The organism is Pseudomonas sp. SCT (assembly GCF_003864275.1).
GTDB classification, from domain to species: Bacteria; Pseudomonadota; Gammaproteobacteria; order Pseudomonadales; family Pseudomonadaceae; genus Stutzerimonas; species Stutzerimonas stutzeri_AE.
This window is the reverse complement of sequence record NZ_BDJA01000001.1, coordinates 274,518-299,255: the sequence shown is the minus strand read 5'-3', so window position 1 is coordinate 299,255 and position 24,738 is coordinate 274,518. Positions and strand designations below refer to the sequence as shown.

Annotated in this window: 16 protein-coding genes and 1 pseudogene; 5 read left to right on the top strand and 12 right to left on the bottom strand. The window is 66.1% G+C overall.

All coding sequences use genetic code 11. The annotated features are described in order from the left end of the window. Positions 1–4: 4 nt before the first annotated feature. Both recB and recC read right to left on the bottom strand, forming a co-directional pair. Entirely contained in the window at positions 5–3,553 is a 3,549-nt protein-coding gene (gene recB / locus BHD08_RS01455) for an exodeoxyribonuclease V subunit beta (RefSeq protein WP_125020566.1), read from the bottom strand. Beyond that, complete coding sequence (gene recC, locus BHD08_RS01450) at positions 3,550–6,819, bottom strand: exodeoxyribonuclease V subunit gamma (protein WP_125020565.1); 3,270 nt, start codon at positions 6,817–6,819, stop codon at positions 3,550–3,552. The genes recB and recC overlap by 4 nt, the downstream gene beginning before the upstream one ends. Before the next feature lie 226 nt (positions 6,820–7,045). On the opposite strand from recC, the gene BHD08_RS01445 reads away from it, so the two are divergent. After that, the gene (locus BHD08_RS01445; protein WP_125020564.1) at positions 7,046–7,942 is read left to right on the top strand and encodes a cache domain-containing protein; all 897 of its coding nucleotides are present in this window, start codon (positions 7,046–7,048) and stop codon (positions 7,940–7,942) included. A 141-nt stretch (positions 7,943–8,083) separates the two neighbouring features. Next, complete coding sequence (locus tag BHD08_RS01440) at positions 8,084–9,769, top strand: Na/Pi cotransporter family protein (RefSeq protein ID WP_125020563.1); 1,686 nt, start codon at positions 8,084–8,086, stop codon at positions 9,767–9,769. Here BHD08_RS01440 and BHD08_RS01435 read toward each other — a convergent pair. The 5 genes from BHD08_RS01435 to BHD08_RS01415 form a co-directional block, all read right to left on the bottom strand. Then, on the bottom strand, positions 9,766–10,788 hold the full coding sequence (locus tag BHD08_RS01435) for an AbrB family transcriptional regulator (RefSeq protein ID WP_125020562.1): 1,023 nt from the start codon (positions 10,786–10,788) through the stop codon (positions 9,766–9,768). The genes BHD08_RS01440 and BHD08_RS01435 overlap by 4 nt on opposite strands. Before the next feature lies 1 nt (position 10,789). Further along, positions 10,790–12,304, bottom strand: coding sequence for a tripartite tricarboxylate transporter permease (locus tag BHD08_RS01430; RefSeq protein WP_125020561.1), 1,515 nt, complete (start codon positions 12,302–12,304; stop codon positions 10,790–10,792). A gap of 1 nt (position 12,305) precedes the next feature. Further along, on the bottom strand, positions 12,306–12,749 hold the full coding sequence (locus BHD08_RS01425) for a tripartite tricarboxylate transporter TctB family protein (RefSeq protein ID WP_125020560.1): 444 nt from the start codon (positions 12,747–12,749) through the stop codon (positions 12,306–12,308). A gap of 78 nt (positions 12,750–12,827) precedes the next feature. After that, positions 12,828–13,802 carry a tripartite tricarboxylate transporter substrate binding protein gene (locus BHD08_RS01420; RefSeq protein ID WP_125020559.1) on the bottom strand — a complete coding sequence of 325 codons (975 nt, stop codon included), beginning with the start codon at positions 13,800–13,802 and terminating at the stop codon, positions 12,828–12,830. A gap of 33 nt (positions 13,803–13,835) precedes the next feature. Then, entirely contained in the window at positions 13,836–15,098 is a 1,263-nt protein-coding gene (locus BHD08_RS01415; RefSeq protein WP_125020558.1) for an OprD family porin, read from the bottom strand. Positions 15,099–15,279: 181 nt separating this feature from the next. Between BHD08_RS01415 and BHD08_RS01410 the strand changes: the two genes are divergently transcribed. Then, a complete protein-coding gene (locus tag BHD08_RS01410) occupies positions 15,280–15,951 on the top strand; it encodes a response regulator (RefSeq protein ID WP_103457099.1) in 672 nt (223 codons plus the stop codon). Further along, positions 15,944–17,344: a sensor histidine kinase gene (locus BHD08_RS01405; protein WP_125020557.1), complete on the top strand. Its 1,401-nt coding sequence runs from the start codon at positions 15,944–15,946 to the stop codon at positions 17,342–17,344. Before BHD08_RS01410 ends, BHD08_RS01405 begins: the two co-directional genes overlap by 8 nt. Here BHD08_RS01405 and BHD08_RS01400 read toward each other — a convergent pair. From BHD08_RS01400 to BHD08_RS01390, 5 genes and pseudogenes are all read right to left on the bottom strand, one after another. Beyond that, positions 17,325–19,256: a diguanylate cyclase gene (locus tag BHD08_RS01400; RefSeq protein ID WP_125020556.1), complete on the bottom strand. Its 1,932-nt coding sequence runs from the start codon at positions 19,254–19,256 to the stop codon at positions 17,325–17,327. The genes BHD08_RS01405 and BHD08_RS01400 overlap by 20 nt on opposite strands. A 132-nt stretch (positions 19,257–19,388) precedes the next feature. Continuing rightward, complete coding sequence (locus tag BHD08_RS23375; protein WP_375708236.1) at positions 19,389–20,402, bottom strand: methyl-accepting chemotaxis protein; 1,014 nt, start codon at positions 20,400–20,402, stop codon at positions 19,389–19,391. A gap of 285 nt (positions 20,403–20,687) precedes the next feature. Then, positions 20,688–20,969 (bottom strand): annotated as a pseudogene (locus BHD08_RS23370) (PAS domain-containing protein); the annotation flags it as partial. 120 nt (positions 20,970–21,089) lie between these two features. After that, complete coding sequence (locus BHD08_RS23030) at positions 21,090–21,254, bottom strand: hypothetical protein (protein WP_015275213.1); 165 nt, start codon at positions 21,252–21,254, stop codon at positions 21,090–21,092. Positions 21,255–21,537: 283 nt separating this feature from the next. Continuing rightward, a complete protein-coding gene (locus BHD08_RS01390; RefSeq protein ID WP_125020554.1) occupies positions 21,538–23,124 on the bottom strand; it encodes a PAS domain-containing methyl-accepting chemotaxis protein in 1,587 nt (528 codons plus the stop codon). 598 nt (positions 23,125–23,722) lie between these two features. Between BHD08_RS01390 and BHD08_RS01385 the strand changes: the two genes are divergently transcribed. Further along, complete coding sequence (locus BHD08_RS01385) at positions 23,723–24,688, top strand: TAXI family TRAP transporter solute-binding subunit (RefSeq protein ID WP_125020553.1); 966 nt, start codon at positions 23,723–23,725, stop codon at positions 24,686–24,688. The last annotated feature ends 50 nt before the right edge of the window (positions 24,689–24,738 follow it).

The window sequence follows — 24,738 nt, the reverse complement described above, 5'->3', positions numbered from 1 at the left end:
GCCATCACCGCCCCTCCTCGAACAACCGATCCAATGCATCAAGCAGCGCATCGTCCGGCCGGGCGAAATACACACCGGCTTCGGGCATGCCGCGCAGGAACAGGTAGAAGGCACCGCCGAGCTGCTCGTCGTGGAAGTCCGCCAGGCGCTGGCGCAGGAAGCGGCGCAGGGCGACCAGATAGATCAGGTATTGCAGGTAATAGTGCTCGCCGGCCAATGCTTGCAGCAGCCGCTCACCGCCGTAGTAGCTGGCATCCGGACCTAGCCAGTTGGATTTGTAGTCGGCGATGTACCAACGGCCGTCGTGTTCGAAGGTCAAGTCGATAAAGCCCTTGAGAAAGCCCTTTAGGCTGTCGAATTCCAGCCGCGCCGCCGCTTCGCGCAAGGGTTCGGCGAGGCCGTTGGCCGGATCGACGAGCAATGCACGCAGCCGCGCCACGTCCAGATCCCGCACCGGAAAGGTGAAGCCCAGTTCCGGCAGGCGTCTGGCCGACTGCAACGCGGCGAGGGTCAGGCCAGCGCCATCCATATCGGTTTCCAGCACCTTTTGCAGATGCGCCGTGGCGATCTCCTGCCACTCCAGCGGCAGCCCGTAGGCTTGCAGCGCAGGTTCGACCAGCGCCTCCAGCTCGCCTTTGCCACGCGCCCAGTCTTCGAGGATGGCGTGCAGGCAAGTACCGGCGCGCGCGCCACGGGGGAAGGCGAAGAAGCCGCTGCCCGGCTCGCCGGCATCGGGAATGGCCAGGGCGTCGCGGTCCGGCGCTTCCATGTGCATGCCGGCGGCAAGGCCGGAGAAGCTGCCGATGCGCCAGGCGCTGTGCAGGCTGCGATTGAGCTGCGACAACTGCTGAGGCGGCACGGCGCGGCCGGGACCCTGTGCATTGGCTTCGCGCGACTCCAGCGGCAGGCAGGCCATTCGGCCGTTGCTGCCCTGCACCAGCCGCTCGATGGCCAGGCGCAGGCTGCCGCCGTTGAAGTCCGCCAGGTAGTTGCCCAGCTCGCTCAGCGGTTGTTCGCCTGGGAGTTCACGCCCATGCAGCAGCCAGGCCAGGGCACTGCTGTGCAGGCCCTCATCGGCCAGGCTGCCGTCCTTCTTCGGTTTGCACAGATTGACCGGCCCCCAATGCAGCCAGAGCCGGTCACGGGCGCGGGTCAGCGCGACATAGGCCAGGCGCAGCTGCTCGGCGAAGACCTCCTGGCGCGCGCGCTCGAGGTTGTCCTCCAGCTCACCGCTACCGAGATCCAGCAGTGGCTGGCCAGTCGCATCGTGGCAGCGGGTGCTGTCGCGGTTCTTGCCGAGCAGCTTGCCGTCCCAGAGGAAGGGACAGAACACCAGTGGGTATTCCAGGCCCTTGCTGGTGTGGATGGTGACGATCTGCACCCGCTCGGCATCGCTTTCCAGACGCAGCAGGGCTTCCTCACCGGCGCCCTCGCTGCCGCGCTGGGCATTGAACCAGGCAAGCAGCGGTTCCAGCCCGGGACGCAGCAGGCTCTCGGCCTGCAACAGTTCACCGAGGTGAAGCAGGTTGGTCAGCCGGCGTTCGCCATCGACCCGCGCCAGCAGCCGTTCGGCCACCGCCTGCTCGTCGAGCCAGGCACGGAACACGCGCATGAAACCCTGCTGCTGCCAGAGCTGGTGATAGCGCTCGGCGGCCTCGCGTTCGGCGTCCCACTGCTGCTGATCGTCCTGGCAGCGGGCAAGGTCGGCGGCGCTGCGGCCCAGCAGGCGCGTGGCCAGCGCATAGCGCAGCAGGCCTTCACGACCGGGCTCGGCATAAGCGGCAAGCACCGCGGCCAGCTCACCGGCCTCCTCGCTGCGCCAGACGCTGTCGCGTCCGCGGCGCACGCTGGGCACACCGCGTGCGGCCAGTTCATCGGCGATCATCCCTGCCTGCCGGTGGTTGGCCACCAGCACGGCGATATCGCCACCCTTGAGCGGTGTGAACTCGCCGTCCTTGTCGAAACCAGCACGTCCTTCGGCGGCGCCTGCCAGTTGCAGGGCGATACGCCGTGCGGTGTCGCTCGCTGCCAGCTGCGCGGCCTCGCCCTTGCCCAGCGGATCGTCGCCAAGCCAGATCAGCGACAGCGGCGCCGCCTCGCCCTCTTCCAGCAGACGCAGGCCGGCCCGCGGCTTGTCGGCGGCACCTACCGGCGGGTAGCGCAGGTCAGGTTGGGCGAAGGGCTGTGGATGGTCGAACAGCTGGTTCAGCGCGGCGATCAGCTCGGGGGTCGAACGGTAATTGGTCGGCAGGTTGAACGGTTCGCGATCGGCCTGCTGCTTGGCCGTCATGTAGGTCGCCAGGTCCGCACCGCGGAAGGCATAGATCGCCTGCTTCGGATCGCCGACGAAACACAGCGACGCCTCGCTGGCCTTGGCATAAATGCGGTTGAAGATGGCGTACTGGATCGGGTCGGTGTCCTGGAATTCGTCGATCAGTGCCAGCGGATAGGTGGCACGCAGCGAGGCCGCCAAGTCTTCGCCGACAGGCCCTTGCAGCGCCTGATCCAGGCGATTGAGCAGATCATCGAAGGCCAGCAGCCGCTGCGCCGCCTTGCGCTCCGGCAGCTCGCGGTTGAGCCGTTCCAGCAGCGCCACCTGCAGGGCGATCAGGCGTTGCTTGCCGGCCGGCAGCGCCTCGGCGACCTGATCGGCCAGCTCGTCCAGTGCATGGGCCAGCTCGCAGACCGGCGCGTCATGGCCCTTCTTGCACGCTTTGGTCAGCGCGCGGACACCGAACTTGGCCGCGCCCTCGGGCAGGTCGAACATCACCGCCGGATCGGCGAAATAGGCATCCAAATCCATCTGCCAGGGCGCAAATTTGATGCTTTTGTGGGTGCTCTGGCTGAGTCCACCATGGGCCAGCAGCTCGGCGACCCAGGCACTGCCCGCTCTCTTCCACAAATCGGCGGCGCGCTGCCAGGCGGCCTCGACCGGGCGCAGGTCGGCGGCAATGGGCGCACCCTGCGGCTCGACGCGCAGATAGGGCTTGCCCAGGTGACTGCGCAGGCGCTGACGTAACCACAGCGGCGTGATCCGGCTCTTTGCCAGAAAGCGCGCCCAGGCCGGGTCGGCATCGGCCAACTCGCTGCGCCAGGCGTCAGCGAGCAGCGCGTCGATGATCTCGCGGTCATCGGCGGTCAGCTCGCTATCGAAATCGCCACCCGCCTCGAAGGCCGCGTCCTGCAGGGCGCGCTGGCAGAAGCCGTGAATGGTGAAGATCGCTGCCTCGTCGAAGCCGTGCACGGCCAGCAACAGCCGGCGCCGCGAGGCTTCGTCCGGGTAGCGCGCATGCAGGCGGTTGAGGAAGTCATCGGTGCTCGGCGTGCCGTCATAGACAGCCAACAGGTCGGCAAGCCGCGCGCGGATGCGCTCACGCAGTTCGGCCGTCGCTGCAGTCGTGTAGGTGACCACCAAAATCTGCCCCACCGACAGCTGCCGCTCCAGCAGCAGACGGGCATACAGCGCGGTCAGGGTCCAGGTCTTGCCGGTGCCGGCGCTGGCCTCGATCAGCGAGCGGCCATCGAAGGGCGAATCGAGCAGGTCGAGTTTCATGCTTCCTCCTCGTCTTCAGCCAGGGCGTCGAGGGCCGGGCCGATCAATTCCTGAGCCAGGCTTTCGAAACGCTCGTCCAGCGGATCGCGATCGCGGAAGGCTAGGGCGTTCCAAGGGTCTTCGGCCTCGGCGGCGATGGGACTGAATTCGGCACCGAGCCAGGCTTCGCGGGCGCGTTTACGTGCGCAGTCGGGCGGTTCGCTGCCGCGGCTCGGCTTGCGATACCCCTTGGCGAAGGCATGGCTGCTGCGTGGCAGCAACGGCAGTGGCTCACGGATGGCACAGAGATAGGCGGCGAGCCAGGGTTCGAGCAGCTCGGCGGCATTCGCCAGCGGCCCCAGTTGCCAGTCACCGGCGGGCGACAGCATCAGGCTGTGGCGCTCGATGCCGGGCGTGGCGGACAGATTGAGCAGCAGATGGCGCAGCCAGAACGGCGGCAGGTCCCACTCACCGAGACGGCCAAGCTTCCAGCCGAACAGCCCGGCCGGGGTCACGCCGTCCAGCCAGCCATGCACGCGCACACCGGCCAGGGTGATGTCCACCGGCAACGGCTCGGGCACCGCGTCCGGGCGCAGTTCGAATAGCCGCGGCGCAAAGGCACGCACCGGGCCGCGCAACTTGCCCCACAGCGCCTGGCCCAGTTCGCCGGTGGGCAGCCAGCCGGCGGCGCAGGCCATGCGCCGTTCGTCTTCATCACTCCAGCCGTGCTCCATGGCCTGCAGCGATAGACGGCGCAGGCCATTCCAGGCCGGCATCTCCAGATCGAACGGCTCGTCACTGGCGAGCGACTCCTGGTCGTCGGCCAGACGCAAACCAAGGCGCTGCTCGAGCAGGAAGCGCGCCGGATGGCGGAAGCACTGCAACAGCTGCGACGGCTCGATGGTCAGCCAGGCCTCATCCGGTTCGGCGAGCAGGCTGGCAAAGGGTTGCGGCTGGGTATGCGGCGGCTCGGCCAGGCGCTGGGCGGCACGAAACCAGGGCGAGGAGAACCCGGCGCAGAGCCCGTCGCCAAAATTGCGTGGCGAGAACGGCTGCAGCGGGTGGGCGACGAGAATCTGCTGACTGACCGGCTTCGTGCCATCGGCCAGCACCGCCGTCATGTCGACCGCTTCCAGCACTTCGCTGAGCAGCACCGAAGGCGGCAGCACGGCGTTGTCGCGCGGGTCGCGGCCGACATAGGACAGGTACAGCGCCTCGCGCGCCGAAAGCAGGGTTTCCAGCAGCAGGTAGCGATCGTCCAGGCGCCGCGCCCGGTCGCCACGGCGCGGATGCCGGCCGATCAGGTCGAAGCCCGACGGCGGCGTGCGTCGCGGGAAGGCGCCATCGTCCAGACCCAGCAGGCAGACCACGCGGAACGGCAGGCTGCGCATCGGCACCATGGTGCAGAAGGTCACCGCGCCGGTGAGAAAACCCGAGGCGCCACCGCCCTGCTGCAGCGCGGCGCTGAGCTGCTGGTGCACCAGTTCCAGTTCGATGGGCCGAGTCAGGTCGGCGGCCTGGGCCTGATCGCGCAACGCCGCGCAGGCCTGGGACAACAAGAGCAACGTGTCGCCGGCTTCGCGCTCGTCGAACAGGGTGTCGATCAGGATTTGCAGGTCATCGGCCCACTCGGCCAACGGACGCGGCCGCGCCAGCTGATCGGCCAAGACGCCGAGGCGTTCGACGAACTCCACCAGCCGCCCGAGCAACTGCGCGCGCGCGCCTTCCAGGGCATCCAGCGGCCAGTGGTCGCCGAGCAGTGGCGCGTGGTCGCCAGCCAGTTGCGGCGGCGCGGCAAAGCCCAGCAGCAGGCGGTCCAGCCCCTGGCGCCAGGTGAAGGCCGATTCGTCCGGCAGGCCGAGACGCGCCCGCTGGCTGCCGTCACGGCCCCAACGCACGCCGGCTTCGCGTAACCAGTCGCGCAGTAGCGGCAGGTCTTCGCTTTCGATCCCGGCGCGGCGGGCAATGGCCGGCTGCTCCAGCCAGGCGAGGACTTCCTCGGCGGTGAAACGGCTCTGCGCCAGCATCAGCAGTTCGAGGAAGGCCTCGATCAGCGGCATTTCGGCGCGCAGGCTGCGGTCGGCGAGGCTGTAGGGAATCCGCGGGCTGCCCTCGCGCGGGGCGAACACGGCTTCGATAAAGGGCGCGTAACGCTCGATATCGGGGGTCAGCACCACCACCTGATCGGGCGTCAGCGCCGGGTTGGTGGCGAAACGAGCCAGCAGCTGGTCATGCAGGATCTCTACCTCGCGCAGCGGCGAATGGGCGATATGCACTTCCAGCGAACGGTCACCGTCGGCCAGCGTGATGCGCTCATCCGGCAGGCGGGTGCGCAGGCGCAGGATGTCGTTCTGCAGGGCGTGCAGCAGGCTGTCGTCGCGCAGGTCTTCGTCTTCGGAATACAGGCCGAACTCCTGGCTGCCTTCGCTGGCGGTCAGGCTGAACAAGGAATCGAAGAAATCGCGGCCCTGCTTGCCGAGACTGGCCAGCAGCGGATGGCCGACGTCGAGATACCAATCGTCAGCCCCGCTCTCGGGCTGGCGCGCCAGCTCGCGGATATCGCGAATCTCGCCCCAGGCCTCGCGGCTCGGGTTGAGTGCGCAGACCACCACGTCGATATGCCGTGCCAGGCCGTCGAGCACGCGCAGATGGTGCGGCGGCAGGCTGCTGATGCCGAACACCAGCAAGCGCTCGGGCAGACCGGGCAAGGGTTCGTCGCTGTAGAGCCGCTGTAGCAGATCGCCGAGCAGCCGTGCGCGGTGCGGGTGGCCGTCCTTGGTCAGTTCGCGCCAGAGCAGCGCCTGCCAGGCTTCGTCCGGGCCGAGATCGAAGGTTTCGCCACGTTCCCAGGCCGCCAGCCAGTCGTCGCGATAGAGCAGATACTGGTCAAAGACGTCGGCGATCTTCGCTGCCAGCGACAGCCGCCGGCGCTCGTCGCCACCGTCGAGGTACTGCGCCAGACGTGGCGCCAGCTCGAGATTGGCTGGCTCGCAAAGCCAGCCATAGAGGCGCCAGGTCAGGGTCGTCGGGGAAAACGCCGATTGCTCCGGCAGACTGCCCAGCACGGTGCGGCTCAGGTCCCAGACAAACTTGGCTGGCAGCTGAATCTCCAGCTGCATGGCGATGCCCTGCTTGCGCGCCAGCTCCAGCGTCAGCCAGCGGCCCATGCCCTGGCTCGGCACCACCACCAGCGCCGGAGCGAAGGGATCGGCGAGTGGCTGGGCGAGCAGGCGCGTGGCCAGTTCGCCGAGGGTTTCCAGATCGGGAGCGTGGTAGAGGCTGAGCATGGGCGCACCGCGTGAACAGAAGTCGCTAGGTTACAGGCCGCTCCGCAGGGGAGCGAGCCGTGCACTTGAGTCTGTATCCCGGTTGCGACAACTCGTGTCGCAGCGCATCTCCTCCTTTCGCCCTGCCCTTTTGCTTCTCTCGACCAATATCAATTACGCCGCGGCTGCCTAGCATGGGGCAACGGGGCGGCCGCTTAGTCGCCCGCCATCAGGTCAGGAGTCGTTCATGAACCGGAACCGCAAGAAGCTGCTCGCCCTCTCTCTATCTGCCACGCTGGGCGCCGTGCCGCTGCTGCTGCACGCACAGGAGCCAGCCCAGCAGCGGACGCTCGGCTCGGTGGAGCGCAGCCACGCCAGCCAGGCACGCGCCCTGCTCGACAGCGCCGTGTTGACCTTCCAGGCCAAGGGCCCGGAGCAGGCATTGGCCGCCTTCAACGACCGCAACGGCGAATTCGTTCACGGCCAGTACTACATCTTCGTGCTCGGCGAGGACGGCACCATGCAGGCCAGCAGCGGCCCTTCGGCCAGCCTGGTCGGACTGAACGTCGCTGAGCTCAAGGATGCCGCCGGCAAGTCGTTCATCCGTGAAATCCTCGACAAGTCGACCAAGCAGGACGGCGGCGAAGTCGAATACCAGTGGCTCAACCCGGCCGACAACAAGGTCGAGAACAAGCTCAGTCAGTTCCGCAAGGTCGGCGATCACGTGCTCTGCGTCGGCTACTACATCCCGCGCGCTACCGCCGAGCATGCCAAGGCGCTGCTCGACCGCGCCGTGCAGCAGGTCAAGGACAAGGGCGCCGAGGCAGCCTTCCGCAACTTCAACGATCCGCGTGGCGGCTTCGTCTTCAACGACGAGTACGTCTTCGTCATCGGTCTGGACGACGGTCGCTATCGCGCCAGCGGCAGCTCGCCGAACCTGGTGGGGGTCGATGTGCGCAACGTCAATGATGCCGCCGGCAAGCCGCTGTTCAAGGAAATGATCGAGCTGGCCCGCAAGCAGGGCTCCGGCAGCGTCGACTACGTCTGGCGCAACCCGGCGACCAACGCGGTCGAGCAGAAGCACACGCTGATCCAGCGGGTCGACGATGTACTGCTGGGCGTGGGCTACTACACCCGCCCCTGATCGGGCGGGCCAACCGGGCTTTGTGACGTTTCGGTGAACGTGACCGGCAGGCCAGGGTCAATCGAGTATCCCCGGTGAAGATCTGCGTCCTTGTGACGCAGACTTTCGCCGTTGCTGCTCGATGAGGCAGGAGCCCGACCGATGCTGACCCTGTTGCACCTGTTGTCGTCCATCGCCCTGCTGGTCTGGGGTACGCATATCGTGCGTACCGGGATCATGCGGGTGTATGGCTCGCACCTGCGACGGGCGCTCGGCCAGAGCATGGGCAATGCGCCGCTGGCCTTCGGCGCCGGCATCGGTGTTACGGCGCTGGTGCAGAGCAGCAACGCCACCGCGCTGCTGGCCATCTCCTTCGTTGCCCAAGGCCTGATGGCGCTGCCCACTGCGCTGGCGATCATGCTCGGCGCGGATGTCGGCACCGCGCTGATGGCTCGTGTGCTGACCCTCGATCTTTCCTGGCTGTCGCCGCTGCTGACGCTGCTCGGCGTCTGCCTGTTTCTCTCGCGCAAACAGAGCCGCATCGGTCAGCTCGGCCGCGTGCTGATCGGCCTTGGCCTGATCATTCTCGCCCTGCAGTTGATCGTGCAAGCCGCCGAGCCGATCACCGAGGCGCGCGGCATGCAGGTGCTGTTCTCCTCGCTGGCCGGCGACACCCTGCTCGCGGTGCTGGTGGGTGCGCTATTCGCCGTCTTGTCGTATTCCAGCCTGGCCGCGGTGCTGCTGACCTCGACGCTGGCCGGCGCCGGCCTGATCAGCCTGCCGGTGGCACTCGGCCTGGTGATCGGTGCCAATATCGGCAGTGGCCTGCTCGCCTGGTTCAACGCCAGCCTGCAGCCGGCCTCGGCGCGGCGAGTGGCGCTGGGCAACCTGCTGTACAAGCTCGCCGGCCTCATCGTGCTGCCTTTCCTGGTGCCGCTGGTGGCCTGGATGGACACCCTCGGCTACAGCGCGCAGACCCAGGTCATCGGCTTCCATCTGGTCTACAACAGCCTGCGCTGCCTGATCCTGCTACCCACCGTGCAGCCGATGAGCCGGCTATGCGAATACCTGCTGCCGGAGCGCGCGCTGGATAACGGCGTGGCGCAGCCGCGGCACCTCGACCTCGCGGCGCTGGAAACCCCAAGCCTGGCGCTGGCCAACGCGGTCCGCGAAACCCTGCGCATCGGCGATATGGTGGAATTGATGCTGGCGCGCCTGCTGGAGGTGCTGCGCGACGATCGGCCTGAGCCCGGCGAGGAGATCCGCCGCCTGGACGATGACGTCGATGCGCTCTACAGCGGGGTCAAACTCTACCTGGCGCAGATGCCCCGCGAGGACCTGGCCGAGCAGGAAGGCCGGCGCTGGGCGGAGATCATCGAACTGGCGATCAACCTCGAACAGGCCGGCGACATCATCGAGCACATGGCCAGCAAGGTGCAGAACCTCAAGACCGCCAAGCGCCGCTCGTTCTCCGACAGCGGCCTGGAGGAACTCGGCCAGCTGCATGGCCAGCTCTGTACCAATCTGCGGCTGGGTCTTTCGGTGTTTATCTCCGGCGACTCCCACGGTGCGCGCCAGCTGCTGCAGCACAAGCGCCAGTTCCGCAAGCTGGAGCGCGAGCTGGCGCACTCCCACGTGCAGCGCCTGCATCAGCAGGTCGTGGAAAGCATCGAGACCAGCGCCGCACATCTGGAGCTGATCGCCGATATGAAACGCCTCAATTCGCTGTTCTGCAGCGCCGCCTATCCGGCGCTGGAAGGTCCGGCTGGTGGCAAGGCCCGCGCCACCAGCGACAGTACTCGCGAGGTGCTGGCCAACGAGCCACAGCTGCCAGCGCGTCCCGCCTAGCCTGCGCGACGCTGCCAGAAGCGGAACAGCGGCTCGGCGAGGAACATCACCAGAAACAGCCTGAGCACCTGTACCGCGGTGACCAGCGCCACCGACAGCTGCAGGGCTTCGGCGGTCAGGCACAGCTCGGTGATGCCGCCGGGCATCATGCCGAGCATCAGCGATACCTCGTCCAGCGCCGTCAGCCAACCCAGCGCGCCGCCCAGTGCAGCAGCCACCAGCATCGCCAGCAGGGTGAACAGCAGGATGCGCAACAGAAAGGCCGGCGCGCTGCGAAAGAACGGCCGGTCGAAATGGCAGGCCAACGAACAGCCGATCAGCCACTGGCCGAGCGCGCCGGCCCAGCCCGGCAGGCCGATATGCAGGTCGAACGCCACACTGGCCAGCGCGCAGGCGGTCAACGGGCCGAGCATCCAGGGGTTGGGCTGGCCGAGACGCTTCCAGAGCAGCGCCAGCAGACCGCCGGCCGGCAGCAGCACGGCTAGCCAGGGCCAGCTCACCGGGGCCGCGGGCGGCGCCGCGACCGTCGGCAGGCCCCAGGTGAACAGCGCCGGCACGATCAGCACCACCAGCAGCAGGCGCAGGCTGTGCGCCGCTGCCACGCTGGCCGCCTCGGCCCGGTGCCGGTTGGCCAGCACCACCATCTCGCTGGCGCCACCCGGCATGCTGGCGAAGAACGCAGTGGCGCGGTCGGTGCCGCTGCGCAGCAGGATGACGATGCCGATCAGCCCCAGCAGCAGGGTGCCGACCGCACCGGCGAGGATCACCCCGAAGTGCGCCAGCACCTCGCGCATCACCTCACCGGTGAAATGCAGGCCGATGGCGCTGGCGACGAGCCATTGCCCGACCTGCCGGCCGCGCGGCACTTCGCTCACCAGCCAGCCGCTGCAGCGCACGGCGATCACCGCCAGCAGCGAACCGACCATCCATGGCAGCGGCCAGTTGGCCAGGCTCGCCAGCCAGCCGCCGAGCGCACCGATCAGCGGCGTCGCCCACCAGGCCGGCAGCCGCTGGCGCATATCAGGCCTGCGCCTCGACCACGTTGCCGCGACGGCGCTTGAGGTACCAGCGCAGCCCTGGCATGGCCAGCATCGCCACGGTCAGCGCCCACAGCGCCAGAGTGATCGGGCTGCCATAGAGGATGCCCAGCTCGCCGTTGGAGATCGACAGCGCGCGGCGCAGGTTGTCTTCCATCATCTCGCCGAGGACGAAGCCGAGGATCAGCGCCGAGAGCGGGAAGTCCAGCTTGCGCAGCAGGTAGCCGAACACGCCGAGGCCGACCATCAGCACCAGATCGAACACCGTGCTGTGCACCGAATACACGCCGACCATGCTGATCACCGTGATCGTCGGTACCAGCACCCAGTTCGGCACGCTGAGCATGCGCGAGAACAGGCCGACCAGCGGAATGTTCATGATCAAGAGGATCACGTTGCCGATGAACAGCGAGGCGATCAGGCCCCAGACCACGTCCGGCTGCTGTTCGAACAGCAGCGGGCCGGGGGTGATGTTGTACAGCGTCAGCGCGCCGATCATCACCGCGGTGGTGCCAGAACCCGGCACGCCGAGGGTCAGCATGGGGATCAGCGAACCGCAGGCCGAGGCGTTGTTGGCCGCTTCCGGTGCCGCCAGGCCGCGCAGGTCGCCATCGCCGAAGCGGCCCTTGTCGCCGGCCATGCGCTTCTCGCTCATGTAGGTCATGGCGCTGGCGATGGTCGCCCCGGCGCCCGGCAGGGTGCCGATGACGAAGCCGGCCACGGCACTGCGCACCATGGTCCAGAAGGTCAGGCAGAACTCCTTGAAGTTGAACAGCAGCCGGCCGCTGGCCTTGACCGCCTTCTGCCCGCTGTGGGTCTTTTCCAGCATCAAGAGGATCTCGCTGACGCTGAAGAAGCCGATCACCACGATGACGAACTGGATGCCGTCGGACAGGCTGACGCTGCCGAAGGTGAAGCGGTACACGCCGGTGGTCGAATCGACACCGACGGTGGCCAGGGCCAGGCCCATCAGCGCGGCCATCAGCGTCTTCACCGGCTTGTCGCCGACCATGCCGCCAAGGCAGGCGATGGCGAAGATCATCAGCACGAAGTATTCCGCCGGGCCGAAGGCCACCGCCCACTTGGCCAGCAACGGGGCGAACAGCACCACGCCGCAGGTGGCGATGATGCTGCCGACGAACGAACTGACCGCCGACAGCGACAGGGCGATGCCCGCCTTGCCCTGGCGCGCCAGCGGGTAGCCGTCGAGAGTGGTCATCACCGCGGCGGCGTCACCGGGCACGTTGAGCAGGATCGCCGAGATGCGCCCGCCGTATTCGCAGCCCAGGTACACCGCAGCGAGCAGGATCAGCGCGGTTTCCGGCGGCAGGCCGAGGGCGAAGGCCAGCGGCAGCAGCAGCGCCACGCCGTTGATCGGGCCGAGGCCGGGCAAGAGGCCGACGATGGTACCGACGAACGCCCCGAACAGCGCCACCAGCAGGTTGGTCGGCCGGGTGGCGACGTCGAAGCCCTGCATCAAGAAATTCAGTGTTTCCATTTCAGCTCTCCAGCAGACGCAGCAGACCAAGCGGCAGCGGCACGTCCAGCAGGTAATCGAACAGCCCGTAGAGCAGCACGCCAAGCAGCGCACCGCTGATCAGGCTGGGCCACAGGCGACCGTTGAACAGCAGGCCGAGGGCGAAGCCGGCCAGGGCAGTGCTGATGACGAAACCGAGGATTTCGAACAGCAGCGCATAGATCAGCAGCGCCAGCACGCAGAGCACCGCCCGCTGGGCCTTGATGCGGTCGAACGCCGGCGTCGGCTCGCCGTGCGGCTTGATCAGCAACCACAGCGCGCCGCAAAACATCAGAAACAGCAGCAGCAGCGGATAGGCGCGCGGCCCGACCGGGTCGTAGGCGAAAGGCGCCTCGAAACCCCAGGCAAGCAGGGCGAGGCCGGCGCAGGCGAGCAGCCACACCGCGGCGAAGACACGTACGTACATGACGGGATACCTCAGGGATTCGGCGACCCGGCAGCTGCCGGGCCAGCCGTACGACCCGCGGGCGCGGGCCGGTTCGCGTTACTTGACCAGACCGAACTCGCCGGCCAGTGCCTTGTAGTCCTGCACCTGCTTCTCGACGAAGGCTTTGAGCTCATCGCCGGTCATCGACAGCGGGAACAGGTCGCGCTGCTCGCGCAGCTTGGCGAAGTCCTCGTCACCGAGCAGCGTGTCGAACTGGGTCTTCCACCAGTTGAAATCCTCGTCGGAGACTTCCGGGCCCATGTAGAAGCCGCGAATCACCGGCCAGCTGATGTCGTAGCCCTGCTCCTTGGCGGTGGGGATGCCATTCAGCTTGCCCGGCAGGCGCTCATCGGAGAGCACGGCGAGGATGCGGATCTTGCCGGCGTCGAGCTGCGGGGTGACTTCGCCGAGGCCGCTGGAAGTGACCTGCACGTGGCCGCCGAGCATGGCGGTGAGCGTCTCGCCGCCGCCCTCGAACGCGACGTAACGCAGCTTCTGCGGATCGACCCCGGCGGCGCGGGCGATCAGCGCAGTCTGCATCCAGTCCTGCCCACCGATGGTGGCGCCGGCACCGAACACCACGCTGCCGGGGTCCTTCTTCACCGCCGCGATCAGCTCGTCGAGGTTCTGGTAAGGCGCATCGGCACGCACCGAGATGGCGCCGTAGTCGGTGCCGACTGCGGCCAGCCAGCGCACGGCGCTTTCGTCATAGCGACCGAACTTGCCTTGCGCGAGGTTGAGCAGCGAGCCGCTGGAAAAGGCGGTGATGGTCCCCGCCTCCGCTGCACGCTGGGCGACCACGGCGTTGTAGGCCACCGCACCGACGCCGCCGGGCATGTAGGTGACGCGCATCGGCGCCTTGAGCAGGCCGCCGTCCTTCAGACCGCTCTGCGCCAGCTTGCAGGTCAGGTCGAAACCGCCGCCGGGCTTGGCCGGGGCGATGCACTCGGGGCGCTTGGGTTCGGCCAGCAGCTGGCTGGAGAGCAGCAGGCAGGACGACAGCAGGGCGATACGGCTGAGTCTGGTTTTCATGGGTGGGTCCTCTGTTCTTATTGTGGTCCGGGTTTACCAGATCGGCAGGCTGTAGCTGACGATCAGACGGTTCTCGTCGGCATCGCGGGCGAAATCGGAGCGGAACATGGCGTTGCGCATGCGCACCGCGACGTTTTTCAGCGGGCCGCTCTGCACCACGTACTTCAGCTCGATGTCGCGTTCCCACTCGCTGCCGTTGTTGCCACCGTTGTATTCGGCGTTGTCGCCGGAAACGTAACGGGTCAGGAAGGTCAGGCCGGGAATACCCATGGCAGCGAAGTTGTAGTCGTAACGCGCTTGCCAGGAGCGCTCGTCGGCGTTGGCGAAGTCGTTGATCTGCACGAAGTTGACCAGAAACGGATCGCTGCCATCGAGGTAGGCGTAGCCGGTGTCGCCGCGCATCTGCTGGTAGCCGAGGCTGAATTTGTGCCCGCCCAGGCTGTAGCCAAACATGCCATTCCAGGCCTGGTTGTCGATCTTGCCGGCATTGGCTGCACCGGTGTCATCGCTGATCATTACGCGCAGATCCGCGCTCAGCGCCGAGTTGTCGGTCAGCGGCTTGACGGCCAGCAGGCCGAAGAAATGCTGGCGATACACATCGTCCAGTTCGCCATAGTAGTAACGACCGGTGAGGTTCTTGTTGAAGGCGTACTCGGCCCCGGCGAACGTCAGGTGGTCGGCCTCGGCGGCACTGGCGAAGCGGCTGTTCTTGTTGTTCAGCTGCAGGTCCTGCGAGTTGGTCGAGGCGCGGTCGATGACCTTGTCCAGGCGGCCGCCGGTCAGCGTCAGGCCTTCGATGTCCGTCGAGGTGACGGTGGCGCCCTCGAACACTTGCGGCAGCGTGCGGCTGTCGCTGGCCTTGGCCACCGGCATCTCCGGAATGTGCGAGCCATAGCGCAGCTCGGTATCGGCGATCTTCGCCTTGGCGGTCAGGCCCAGGCGGCTGAATTCGTCCGGCGTGCTGCCGTCGTCGTGCACCGGCAAGAGATCGGTGCCGGTGCGACCGCCACCGGAATCCAGCTTGATGCCGAGCATGCCCATGGCGTCGAGGCCGAGGCCTACAGTGCCTTCGGTGAAACCGGACTGGACATCGAGAATGAAGCCCTGGGTCCACTCTTCGCGCTTGGACTGGCCTGTGCCTTCGCGAAAGTCGCGGTTCAGGTAGATGTTCTGCGTGTGCAGGGTCGCACTGCTGTCTTCGATAAAGGCGGCCTGAGTCGCTGGGGCCAGCGAGGCGGCGGCAACGGCGAGAGCGAGACGTGCAGGAACGGGTGAGCGTCTGACGGCAGTCAGCATCGTGTATCTCCACTATTGTTTTTGTTGTGACGGCGATATGCGCCGCGCGGGGTGGTTCGAGCCACCTATGAGCGATCCTAGGTGGTCAAGCTTTCGCCAGCCTTTCAGTGCTCAAAGCCAGCGGCGGGGCGGATGATCTACCGCTACACTGGCGCCCCGTCGCCATGGCAGAGGACAGGCAATGCGAATTCTTCTGGTCGAGGACCATCCCCAGCTCGCCGAAAGCGTGGCGCAGGCATTGCGCGCCGCCGGCTGGACCGTGGACCTGTTGCAAGACGGCGTCGCCGCCGATCTGGCGCTGGCCAGCGAGGATTACGCACTGGCGATTCTCGACGTTGGCCTGCCGCGCCTGGATGGCTTTCAGGTGCTGGCTCGTCTGCGCGAGCGCGGCAAGACGCTGCCGGTGCTGATGCTCACCGCCCGCGGCGAGGTCAGCGACCGCGTGCACGGCCTGAACCTTGGGGCCGACGATTACCTGGCCAAGCCGTTCGAACTGTCCGAGCTGGAAGCGCGGGTCAAGGCACTGTTGCGGCGCAGCGTCGGTGGGGGTGAACGCCAGCAGCGCTGCGGCGCGCTGGTCTACGACCTGGATGCACGGCGCTTCAGTCTGGCCGACGAGCCGCTAACGCTGACCTCCCGCGAGCAGGGCGTGCTTGAGGCGCTGATCGCCCGTCCCGGACGGGTGATGAGCAAGGATCAGCTCGCCGCCCAGGTGTTCGGCCTGGACGAGGACGCCAGCGCCGATGCCATCGAAATCTACATCCACCGTTTGCGCAAAAAGCTCGAAGGCCAACCGGTGCGCATCGTCACCTTCCGCGGCCTGGGCTACCTGCTCGAGGCACTCGATGGCTGAGCCGGAAGTCGCCGGCAGCCTGCGCGCCCGGCTGCTGCGCCGTCTGGCAGTCCTGCTCGCCCTGCTGCTGCTGTTCAGTGGCTGGAGCGCCTACTGGAACGGGCGTGCCGCCGCCGACACCGCCTACGACCGCACGCTATTGGCCTCGGCCAGAGCGATTGCCGATGGACTGGTGGCGAACGATGGCAAATTGCGCGCGAACGTGCCCTACGTGGCGCTGGACACGTTCGCCTACGACAGTGCCGGACGCATCTATTACCAAGTGCTGGATATCGAAGGCCGTCTGGTCAGTGGTTACGACCACCTGCCGGCACCAGGCGCCGACGTTCCCCGCACCGATGACTACCCGGCGTTGGCGCGCTTCTACGACGGCGAGTTCCAGGGCCAGGGCGTACGTCTGGTCAGCCTGCTGCAGCCGGTCAGCGAACCGGAGCTCAACGGCATCGCCGAGATCCGGGTGGCAGAGACCCTTGGCGCACGCGAGCGTATGGCGCGTGGCCTGCTGACCGATACCCTGTGGCGGGTCGGCCTGATGGCGATTGCCGCGCTGGTGCTGGTATGGCTGGCGGTCAGCGCCGCACTGCGGCCGTTGGGCCGGCTCAGCGAGGCGGTGCAGGAGCGTGCCCCGGACGATCTGCGGCCGCTGCCGCTGGTCAGCGTGCAACGTGAATTGAAGCCACTGGTGGCGGCCCTCAACGGGTTCACCGAGCGTCTGCGCGGACAGTTCGAGCGCCAGGCGCGCTTCATCGCCGATGCCTCCCACGAGTTGCGCACGCCGCTGGCGGCGCTGAAGGCGCGGATCGAATTGGGCCTGCGCGAAGCGGAACCTGCGGCCTGGCGAAGCACCCTGGAAGATGCCGGGCAGAGCACCGACAAGGTCATCCATCTGGCCAACCAGCTGCTCTCGCTGGCGCGTATCGAAAGCGGCGCGCAATCCATTGCCGAGGGCGGTGCGCAGCGTCTTGATCTGTCACAGCTGGCCCGCGAGCTGGGGCTGGCAATGGCGGCATTGGCCCACAAGCGCGGTGTCGCCCTGGCCCTGGAGGCCGAGGCGCCGGTGTGGATCGACGGCGAGCCGACGCTGATCAGCGAGCTGCTAAGCAACCTGCTGGACAATGCGCTGGCGCATACGCTGACCGGCGGCAACGTGGTGCTACGGGTGCTCGACGGCGCCGTGCTGGAAGTGGAGGACGACGGCCCCGGCATTCCTGTCGCCGAGCATGACCGCGTTTTCGCGCGCTTCTACCGCCGTGACACCGGCGGGCATGGCGCCGGCCTCGGGTTGGCCATCGTCGGCGAAATCGTTCGTGCGCACCGCGCCCAAATCAGCCTGGATCAGGGTGCGCTGGGCGGGCTGCTGGTGCGGGTGCGCTTCATACCGGCTGAGGGCTGACGCCGGCGCCGGTTTCGCCGATCGCCGCCTCAGGCGCACAGACCACCTGGTTGCGACCGGCGTGCTTGGCGGCATACAGCGCCGCATCCGCAGTGGCCAGCAGCGCCTCTGCCGACGCGACGGTCGGCCCCAGCGTGGCGACGCCGAGGCTGATGGTCAGCGCCACCGCCTGGTCGCCGTGGCGCAGCTGCAGGCGCTCGATGTTCTGGCGGATCCGCTCGGCCAGCACAAACGCCTGGCGCTGGTCGGACGCCGGCAGCAACACGACGAACTCCTCACCCCCATAGCGCGCCGCGAGATCACCGGCACGCTGGCAATGCGCGGCGAGCACCGCCGCCACCTGCCGCAGGCACTCGTCGCCGAAAGGATGCCCATAGCCGTCGTTGACCCGCTTGAAGTGATCGATATCGGCCAGCAGTACCGACAGTGGGCTGCCGCTGCGTCTGGCGCGGCGTATCTCCTCGTCGAGCAAACGATCGAAACGTCGGCGGTTGGCCAGCTGCGTCAGCGCGTCGGTAGTGCTCAGACGCATCAGTTCGGCATTGGCGGCCTCCAGCCCCTGCCTCACCTCCTCCAGCGCGCGGGTACGCTCATAGACCCGCGCCTCGAGCACCTCATTGGTGTGCAGCTGCAGGTCCAGCGCCTCCTGCTTGGCCTGCAGGTGCAGGGCACGTTCCTCGGCAAGCGTCTCCGAGGCCTGCAGTGCCAGCTGCTGCGCGGCGATACGCCGATTGCGTTCGACATTGATGCGTTCGGCCAGCGCCATGGAGAGCAGGACGAATTCGGTGAACATGCCGATCAGCTGGCCATTCAGCGTCCAGGCATTGAGCGGCAGGGTGCCGTTGAGTGCCAAGAGGTTGATCACCGTGAATCCCAGCAAGGTGCTCCAGGCGATGCTGAACAGCCGCGCCGACTGGTTGCCGCGCGCCCACAGATTGAGCGTCACCGCCATGGTCAGCACGCAGTGCAGCAGCGCGACGCTTTCCATGAACAGGTAACGCGCCAGCGTCGGCGCCAGCAGGATCGTCAGTGCGACCAGCCCCCAGTAGCAGGTCAGCGTGATGGACACCGCCCAGACCCAGCCGCCGTAGCGGCGGATGCCGAGAAAGCGCAGCGCGAAGAGCATCGGCGTGAAGAAGCACAGCGCCGCGGAAAGTCCATAGAAACGCGCCGACAGCTCGGGGATCTCCGGCCACAGGTAGAGCTGACCGAAGCCGGTGATGGTCAGCACGTAGAACACGGCGCTCAGCAGATAGAGCACGTAGAGAAAATAGCTGCGGTCGCGGGTGAAGATCAGCAGGCTGCAGTTGTACAGCACGATCACCAGGATGCCGCCGAAGAACAGACTGACCAGGGTGACATCGCGCAGCTTGCCTTCGATCAGCTGCTTATCGTCGATCAGCTCCAGCGGCAACGCGAGGATTTCTCTGGCCTGCAGCTGCATATAGACCACCACCGGCTCACCCGCAGGCAGCTCGAGCGGATAGACGAAATGGTGATCGGCCAGCGGACGAACGCTCAATGCCAGGGCATCGCCGGCCAGCATGGGCTGACCCCAGCGGCCGCTGTCCGGGTAGTGCAGGCGTACCGCAACGCGGTCGAGCACCGGCCACTTCAGCAGCAGATACCAGCGCTTAGCCTCGGCGCCCTCGTTGTACAGGGTGAAGCGCAGCCAGGCACCGTCGCGCTGTTTGCCGAGATTGGGCTTGGTCAACGCCTGCCACTGCAGATCGGCCGCCGCGATGTCGGCGAAATCCGCTGCTGGCTCGCCAAGCAGATACTCCACCACGCCGACCTGCAGCGCCGCTTCGGTACGAGTCTGCAGCACGGACGTCTGCGGGGCCGCCGACACGTTGGCGCCCCACGGCAAGGTGGTCAGGCAGGCTAGCAACAGCAAGAAGGTGCGAATCATGCGAGAGAGCCTCGGGGCGCTTGCACTTGCCGGCAAAGTGCCAGCCAACCGGCGCCATTAATTAAGCACCGATGCGTGCATGATGCCACCTAGCCATCACGCTGTCCTGTCCCGAGCGACAGACTGCTTCCTTCAGCCCCGTCGGCGCGTCCAGAACTGCTGAACCAGCTCAAGCATTCCATCGGCCAGCAGGGCAACACCGGTTGCGTTGCGCTGGCTATGCAGCCCACTGGCGACATGCTCGTCGGAGCTACCGCGAATGCTGACGATGCTCTGACTGATCTCCTCACCGACCGAGCTCTGCTGGTCGACGGCCGCGGCGATCTGGCTGCTCATCGCACTGATTTCGTTGACCCGGCTGTTGATCCCACTGAGCGAATGCTCGGCCTGATCAGCATGGCTGACACTGTGCTCCGCCTGCTCGCGGCTGCGCTGCATCACGTCCACGGCTTCGCGGGCGCCAGTCTGCAACGAGCCGATCATCCGCTGGATATCAGTAGTCGCCAGGGATGTGCGTGAGGCCAGCTGGCGCACCTCGTCGGCGACAACGGCAAAGCCACGGCCCTGTTCGCCAGCGCGCGCCGCTTCGATCGCTGCGTTGAGCGCCAGCAGATTGGTTTGCTCGGCGATGCCGTGGATCACGTCGAGTACCCGGCTGATTTCCTGACTGTGGTTTTCCAGCTGGTGAATGACCTCAGCGGCCTGCTGAATATCAGCGGCCAGCCGGGTGATGCTGCTGCCGGTGCGGCCGACGACCTCACGTCCCTTGGCCGCTTCGCTGTCGGCACGCGCAGCCACCTCGGCGGTGCGCTGCGCATTCAGCGCAACCTCCTGCACGCTGGCGCTCATCTGCTGGATGGCAGTGGCGATCAAATCAGTCTCCTGCTGCTGGCGCGCGGCGCTCTGGGTGCTGCCATGCATGGCACCGAGCAGGTCGCGGGCGTGGTCGCTGAGCTGCCGGCTACTGTCGGCGATGCGACCGACCATGGCACCGGCCTCGGTTTCCAGCATTTTCATGGCAAGTTCGATCTGGCCGATTTCGTCCCTGCGTCCGGTATAGATCAGTTGGCTGACCGGGTTGTCGCCGACTTGCCGGGCCTGCCGTGCCAGGCGCGCCAAAGGTAGCAGCGCCGTAGCCGCCGCCATCGCGGCCGCACCGCCAAGCGCAAGACCTGCCAGCGTTGCAGCGATTGGCGACGCGGCCAGCACGGTGCCCACGACCACTCCACCGGCCGCGCTAGCGGCGGCGAGCAGCGCCAGCCGTTCGCGCAGACCAACGCTGCTGCGCAACGTCGGTGCGCCGCGGCCGTCACGCAGCTGCGCGTAAAGCGCCTCGGCCGCGCGAATCTGCTCGGGCTGCGGGCGGGTGCGTACCGACTGATATTCCTTCACCTTGCCGTTACGGCTGACCGGCGTGGCAAAGGCACTCACCCAATAGTGATCACCGTTCTTGCAGCGGTTCTTCACCATGCCCATCCACGAGCGGTTGGCCTGCAGCGTTTGCCAGAGATCGGCGAAGGCCGCTTCGGGCATGTCCGGATGACGCACGATGTTGTGCGGCTGGCCAAGCAGCTCATCTTCGCTGAATCCGGATATCGCGACGAAATCGGGGTTGGCGTAGGTGATCGTGCCCTTCAGGTCGGTGGTGGAGAGAATATTCGCGGTGTCACCAACGACGACTTCGCGGCCGCTGACGGGTAGGTTGAGACGCATAGACAGATCTTCCTTGGAAATGGGTCTGAATACGCAAGGCTGGGTTGGCGCCGCTTCTAGTGGCGGCGCTCTCGATGGATGCGGTCAGCATCCTGTAGCAGCGGTGTGACGAATCGGCGTTCAGTCCTCCTCCTTTTCCCCCGCATCGGTTTCCAGCTGTTCAAGGAGATCGATCAGGCGTCGGCGCAATTGCCCAAGCTCCCGCGACTTGAACGAACGGCGGGTACGCTCCAGTACCTGGATGGTTTCTTCCAGGGCATCGCGCAAGGTTTGTTCGCTCAGCATTGGTTCTTCTTCGTGCACTCATATGCAGGTTGGGTGCCGGTTCCGTCTGTGTGAACCGGCTGATTTCAAGCCAAAAAAAAAGACGCCCGCGTGGTACATCCCTTGCGGGTGTCACGGCGGGCGCCTTAGCTATCAGGTCCGGTTGTCCTGAGCGGTAAAGCAACTTTCGCAAAATGCGAAACTGATGGCATTTTGCCTACGCCTGATCGCCGTAACAAGCCTGTCGATTCAGGCGTACACGCTAGCTCCGCCGATGCACCGTTGCGGTGCATCGCGGCGTGCATCAGCTGCGTCGGCGCGTCCAGAACTGCTGCACCAGTACCTCCATACTGTTGGCCAGTTCGGCGACACCCGATGCGCTCTGCCGACTGCGCAGGCCGTTGGCGACGTGATGATCGGAGCCGCCACGGATGCTCACGATGTTCTGATTGATGTTCTCGCTGACCGCACTCTGCTGCTCGACCGCCGCGGCGATCTGCTGGCTCATTTCACTGATCTCAGTGACCCGGCTGTTGATGCCGTGCAAAGAGCGCGCCGCCTGAGCGGCGTGTTCGACGCTCTGCATAGCCTGCTCACGGCTGCGCTGCATCACTTCTACCGCCTGGCGCGCCCCGCCCTGCAGCGCGCCGATCATGCCGTTGATTTCCTGGGTCGACTGCTGGGTACGCGAGGCCAGATTGCGTACCTCATCGGCCACCACGGCGAACCCCCTGCCTTGCTCGCCGGCACGCGCCGCTTCGATCGCCGCGTTCAGCGCCAACAGGTTGGTCTGCTCGGCAATGCCACGGATCACGTCCAACACCTTGGTGATGTCGTTGCTGTGCGCTTCAAGCTCATGGATCACATCGCCGGCCTGCTGGATATCCTGGGCCAGCTGGCCGATGGCGGCCCCCGTACGATTAACCACCTCGGTGCCGGTTGCCGTTTCACTATCGGCACGGCTGGCAGCTTCGGCGGTGCGCTGGGCGTTGTTCGCCACTTCCTGCACGCTGGCGGCCATCTGGTTGATCGCCGTAGCCACCTGATCGGTTTCGCTCTGCTGACGGGACGCGCTTTGCGTGCTGCTGTCCATTGCGCCTAGCAGCTCATGGGCATGCTGGCTGAGCTGGCGCGAGGCGTCGCCGATCCGGCCGACCATGGCGCCGGCCTCGGTTTCCAGCATTTTCATTGCAAAGGCGATCTGCCCGTACTCGTCACGGCGACCGGCGTAGATCAGCTGACCCACCGGGTTGTCACCAACCTGGCGCGCCTGTTCGGCGAGCCGCTGCAAGGGCGCCAGCGCCAGATAGGCCAAGCCGCCGGCGCCCAAGGCGGCGACCGCTGCGGTAGCCAGGGCGATGGCGACGCCAGCGCCGCCCAGCAGGCCGCCCGCAACGACGCATGGCGCTGCGCCCAACGCGGCGAACATTGCGACCCGACTGCGGGCACTCAGCGGCTTGCGGCGCAATGCGACCGGTGTGCGCTTGTCGCGCAACTGCGCATACAACCGTTCGGCGGCGGCAATCTGGGCCGGCTGCGGCTTGGTGCGTACCGACTGGTATTCCATAACCCGGCCATTGCGGCTGATCGGCGTGACGAACGCGCTGACCCAGTAGTGATCACCGTTCTTGCAGCGGTTCTTCACCATGCCCATCCAGGACCTGCCACCACGGACGCTGCCCCACAGATCGGCGAAGGCTTCGGTGGGCATGTCCGGATGCCGGACGATGTTGTGGTGCTGACCGATCAGCTCGCTTTCTTCGAAGCCGCTGATCTTGATGAAATCCGGATTCACATAGGTGATGTCACCGTTGAGATCCGTGGTGGAGAGGATATTGGCGGTCTCGCTGAAGGAAACGTCGCGGCCGGTGACCGGAAGATTCATGCGCATGGCGGGTCTCGTGAGCAAGGCGAACGGTTGTTCTGTTCCGCCGAGGACGTCTCGATCGATGCACCACAGTGCTTCGTGCGTTCCTTGCCTTGCTCGCCTTGCGACGATGTCCCTGCTCTAGACGGCCAAGCGGGTCTCTGTATCGTTTTTGTTGTTATGCGACGGGGCACAAAAAAGCGCCAGCAACGACTCACCTCCTGCGGTGATCCCTGTTGGCGCTTCGTTCGTCAGGCCCCTGGCCCTGTCCGAGCAGCATGCCTTCATGCCTGAAGACTGGTGGCATCATGCTATCAGGCAGGACGACCCACAATGCGACTGAAGTCCTAGGCCTTTGGTCGGTTTTTCTGGCCATTGAGGTGCATAGATCCTGTACAACCGAATCATCATGCACAATTTATGAACAATAAAATCCGGGGCTGCTGCACGCAACCACTGTCAACCGAACCGGTCCTAGCAATGGGCGCGGAACTAACGGATCGGAGAGACGGGTCCGTAAGCTTCGGGCTGTTCCCGAGCCGGGCGCCTGCTAGACTCAAGTTCCGCGCAGACTCACAAGGGATGCCCGGGAATCCGAAAACAACCAAAAAGGAGTGCATCCATGAAAGGCAAATCCTTGGCATGGATCTTTACCGCTGCTCTGGCGGGAACCGGCCTGAGCGGAGTGGTACAGGCGCAAGAGAAGTTCGTCACCATCGGCACTGGCGGCCAGACCGGCGTTTATTACGTTGCCGGGCAATCGATCTGCCGCTTCGTCAACCGCAATGCGGAAAACATCAAGTGCAACGCCCCGGCCAGCGGCGGCGGCGTAGCCAACGTCAACGGCCTGCGCAGTGGCGAATTCAACTTCGGCATCATGCAGTCCGACCACCAGTACAAGGCAATGGAAGGCGTCGCCCCCTTCGAGAAAGAAGGGAAAATGGACGACCTCCGTGCAGTCTTCTCCCTGCAGAGCGAGGTTTTCACCGTACTCGCCCGCCGCAGCGCCAACATCAAGGGCCTCGACGACCTCAAGGGCAAGCGCGTCAACATCGGCAACCCCGGTTCCGGCCAGCGCGACACCCTCGAAGAGATCATGAAGGTTAAGGGCTGGGACCAGTCGGTGTTCTCCTTGGCCGCCGAGCTGAAGCCGGCCGAACAGGCCAGCGCGCTGGGCGACAACAACATCGATGCCATGACCTACTTCGTCGGCCACCCCAATGGCGCGATCCAGGAAGCGACCACTACCACCGATGCGGTGCTGGTGCCGATTACCGGTCCTGAGATCGACAAGCTGCTGGAAGAGAAGAGCTACTACACCAAGGCCGAGATCCCGGGCGGTCTGTACAAAGGCAACGACCAGGCGACCCAGTCCATCGGTGGCAAGGCCGTGCTGTCCACCACTTCCAAGGTCGATGCCGAAGTGGTCTACCAGCTGGTCAAGTCGGTGTTCGAGAACATCGAGCGCTTCCAGCGTCTGCATCCGGCATTCAAGGATCTGAAGCCGGAAGAGATGATCGAAGTCGGCCTGAGCGCGCCTCTGCATGAAGGCGCGGAGCGTTACTACAAGGAACGCGGCTGGTTGTAAGGCTCGCCAGGGCTGCCTCGCTGAGGCGGCCCTGATCGCTGCGATGCCTC

What these genes read in the sequence shown, in the direction of transcription:
- recB (WP_125020566.1), bottom strand. Translation starts at nt 3,553, where the DNA reads ATGAAACTCGACCTGCTCGATTCGCCCTTCGATGGCCGCTCGCTGATC.
- recC (WP_125020565.1), bottom strand. Translation starts at nt 6,819, where the DNA reads ATGCTCAGCCTCTACCACGCTCCCGATCTGGAAACCCTCGGCGAACTG.
- BHD08_RS01445 (WP_125020564.1), top strand. Translation starts at nt 7,046, where the DNA reads ATGAACCGGAACCGCAAGAAGCTGCTCGCCCTCTCTCTATCTGCCACG.
- BHD08_RS01440 (WP_125020563.1), top strand. Translation starts at nt 8,084, where the DNA reads ATGCTGACCCTGTTGCACCTGTTGTCGTCCATCGCCCTGCTGGTCTGG.
- BHD08_RS01435 (WP_125020562.1), bottom strand. Translation starts at nt 10,788, where the DNA reads ATGCGCCAGCGGCTGCCGGCCTGGTGGGCGACGCCGCTGATCGGTGCG.
- BHD08_RS01430 (WP_125020561.1), bottom strand. Translation starts at nt 12,304, where the DNA reads ATGGAAACACTGAATTTCTTGATGCAGGGCTTCGACGTCGCCACCCGG.
- BHD08_RS01425 (WP_125020560.1), bottom strand. Translation starts at nt 12,749, where the DNA reads ATGTACGTACGTGTCTTCGCCGCGGTGTGGCTGCTCGCCTGCGCCGGC.
- BHD08_RS01420 (WP_125020559.1), bottom strand. Translation starts at nt 13,802, where the DNA reads ATGAAAACCAGACTCAGCCGTATCGCCCTGCTGTCGTCCTGCCTGCTG.
- BHD08_RS01415 (WP_125020558.1), bottom strand. Translation starts at nt 15,098, where the DNA reads ATGCTGACTGCCGTCAGACGCTCACCCGTTCCTGCACGTCTCGCTCTC.
- BHD08_RS01410 (WP_103457099.1), top strand. Translation starts at nt 15,280, where the DNA reads ATGCGAATTCTTCTGGTCGAGGACCATCCCCAGCTCGCCGAAAGCGTG.
- BHD08_RS01405 (WP_125020557.1), top strand. Translation starts at nt 15,944, where the DNA reads ATGGCTGAGCCGGAAGTCGCCGGCAGCCTGCGCGCCCGGCTGCTGCGC.
- BHD08_RS01400 (WP_125020556.1), bottom strand. Translation starts at nt 19,256, where the DNA reads ATGATTCGCACCTTCTTGCTGTTGCTAGCCTGCCTGACCACCTTGCCG.
- BHD08_RS23375 (WP_375708236.1), bottom strand. Translation starts at nt 20,402, where the DNA reads ATGGCGGCGGCTACGGCGCTGCTACCTTTGGCGCGCCTGGCACGGCAG.
- BHD08_RS23030 (WP_015275213.1), bottom strand. Translation starts at nt 21,254, where the DNA reads ATGCTGAGCGAACAAACCTTGCGCGATGCCCTGGAAGAAACCATCCAG.
- BHD08_RS01390 (WP_125020554.1), bottom strand. Translation starts at nt 23,124, where the DNA reads ATGCGCATGAATCTTCCGGTCACCGGCCGCGACGTTTCCTTCAGCGAG.
- BHD08_RS01385 (WP_125020553.1), top strand. Translation starts at nt 23,723, where the DNA reads ATGAAAGGCAAATCCTTGGCATGGATCTTTACCGCTGCTCTGGCGGGA.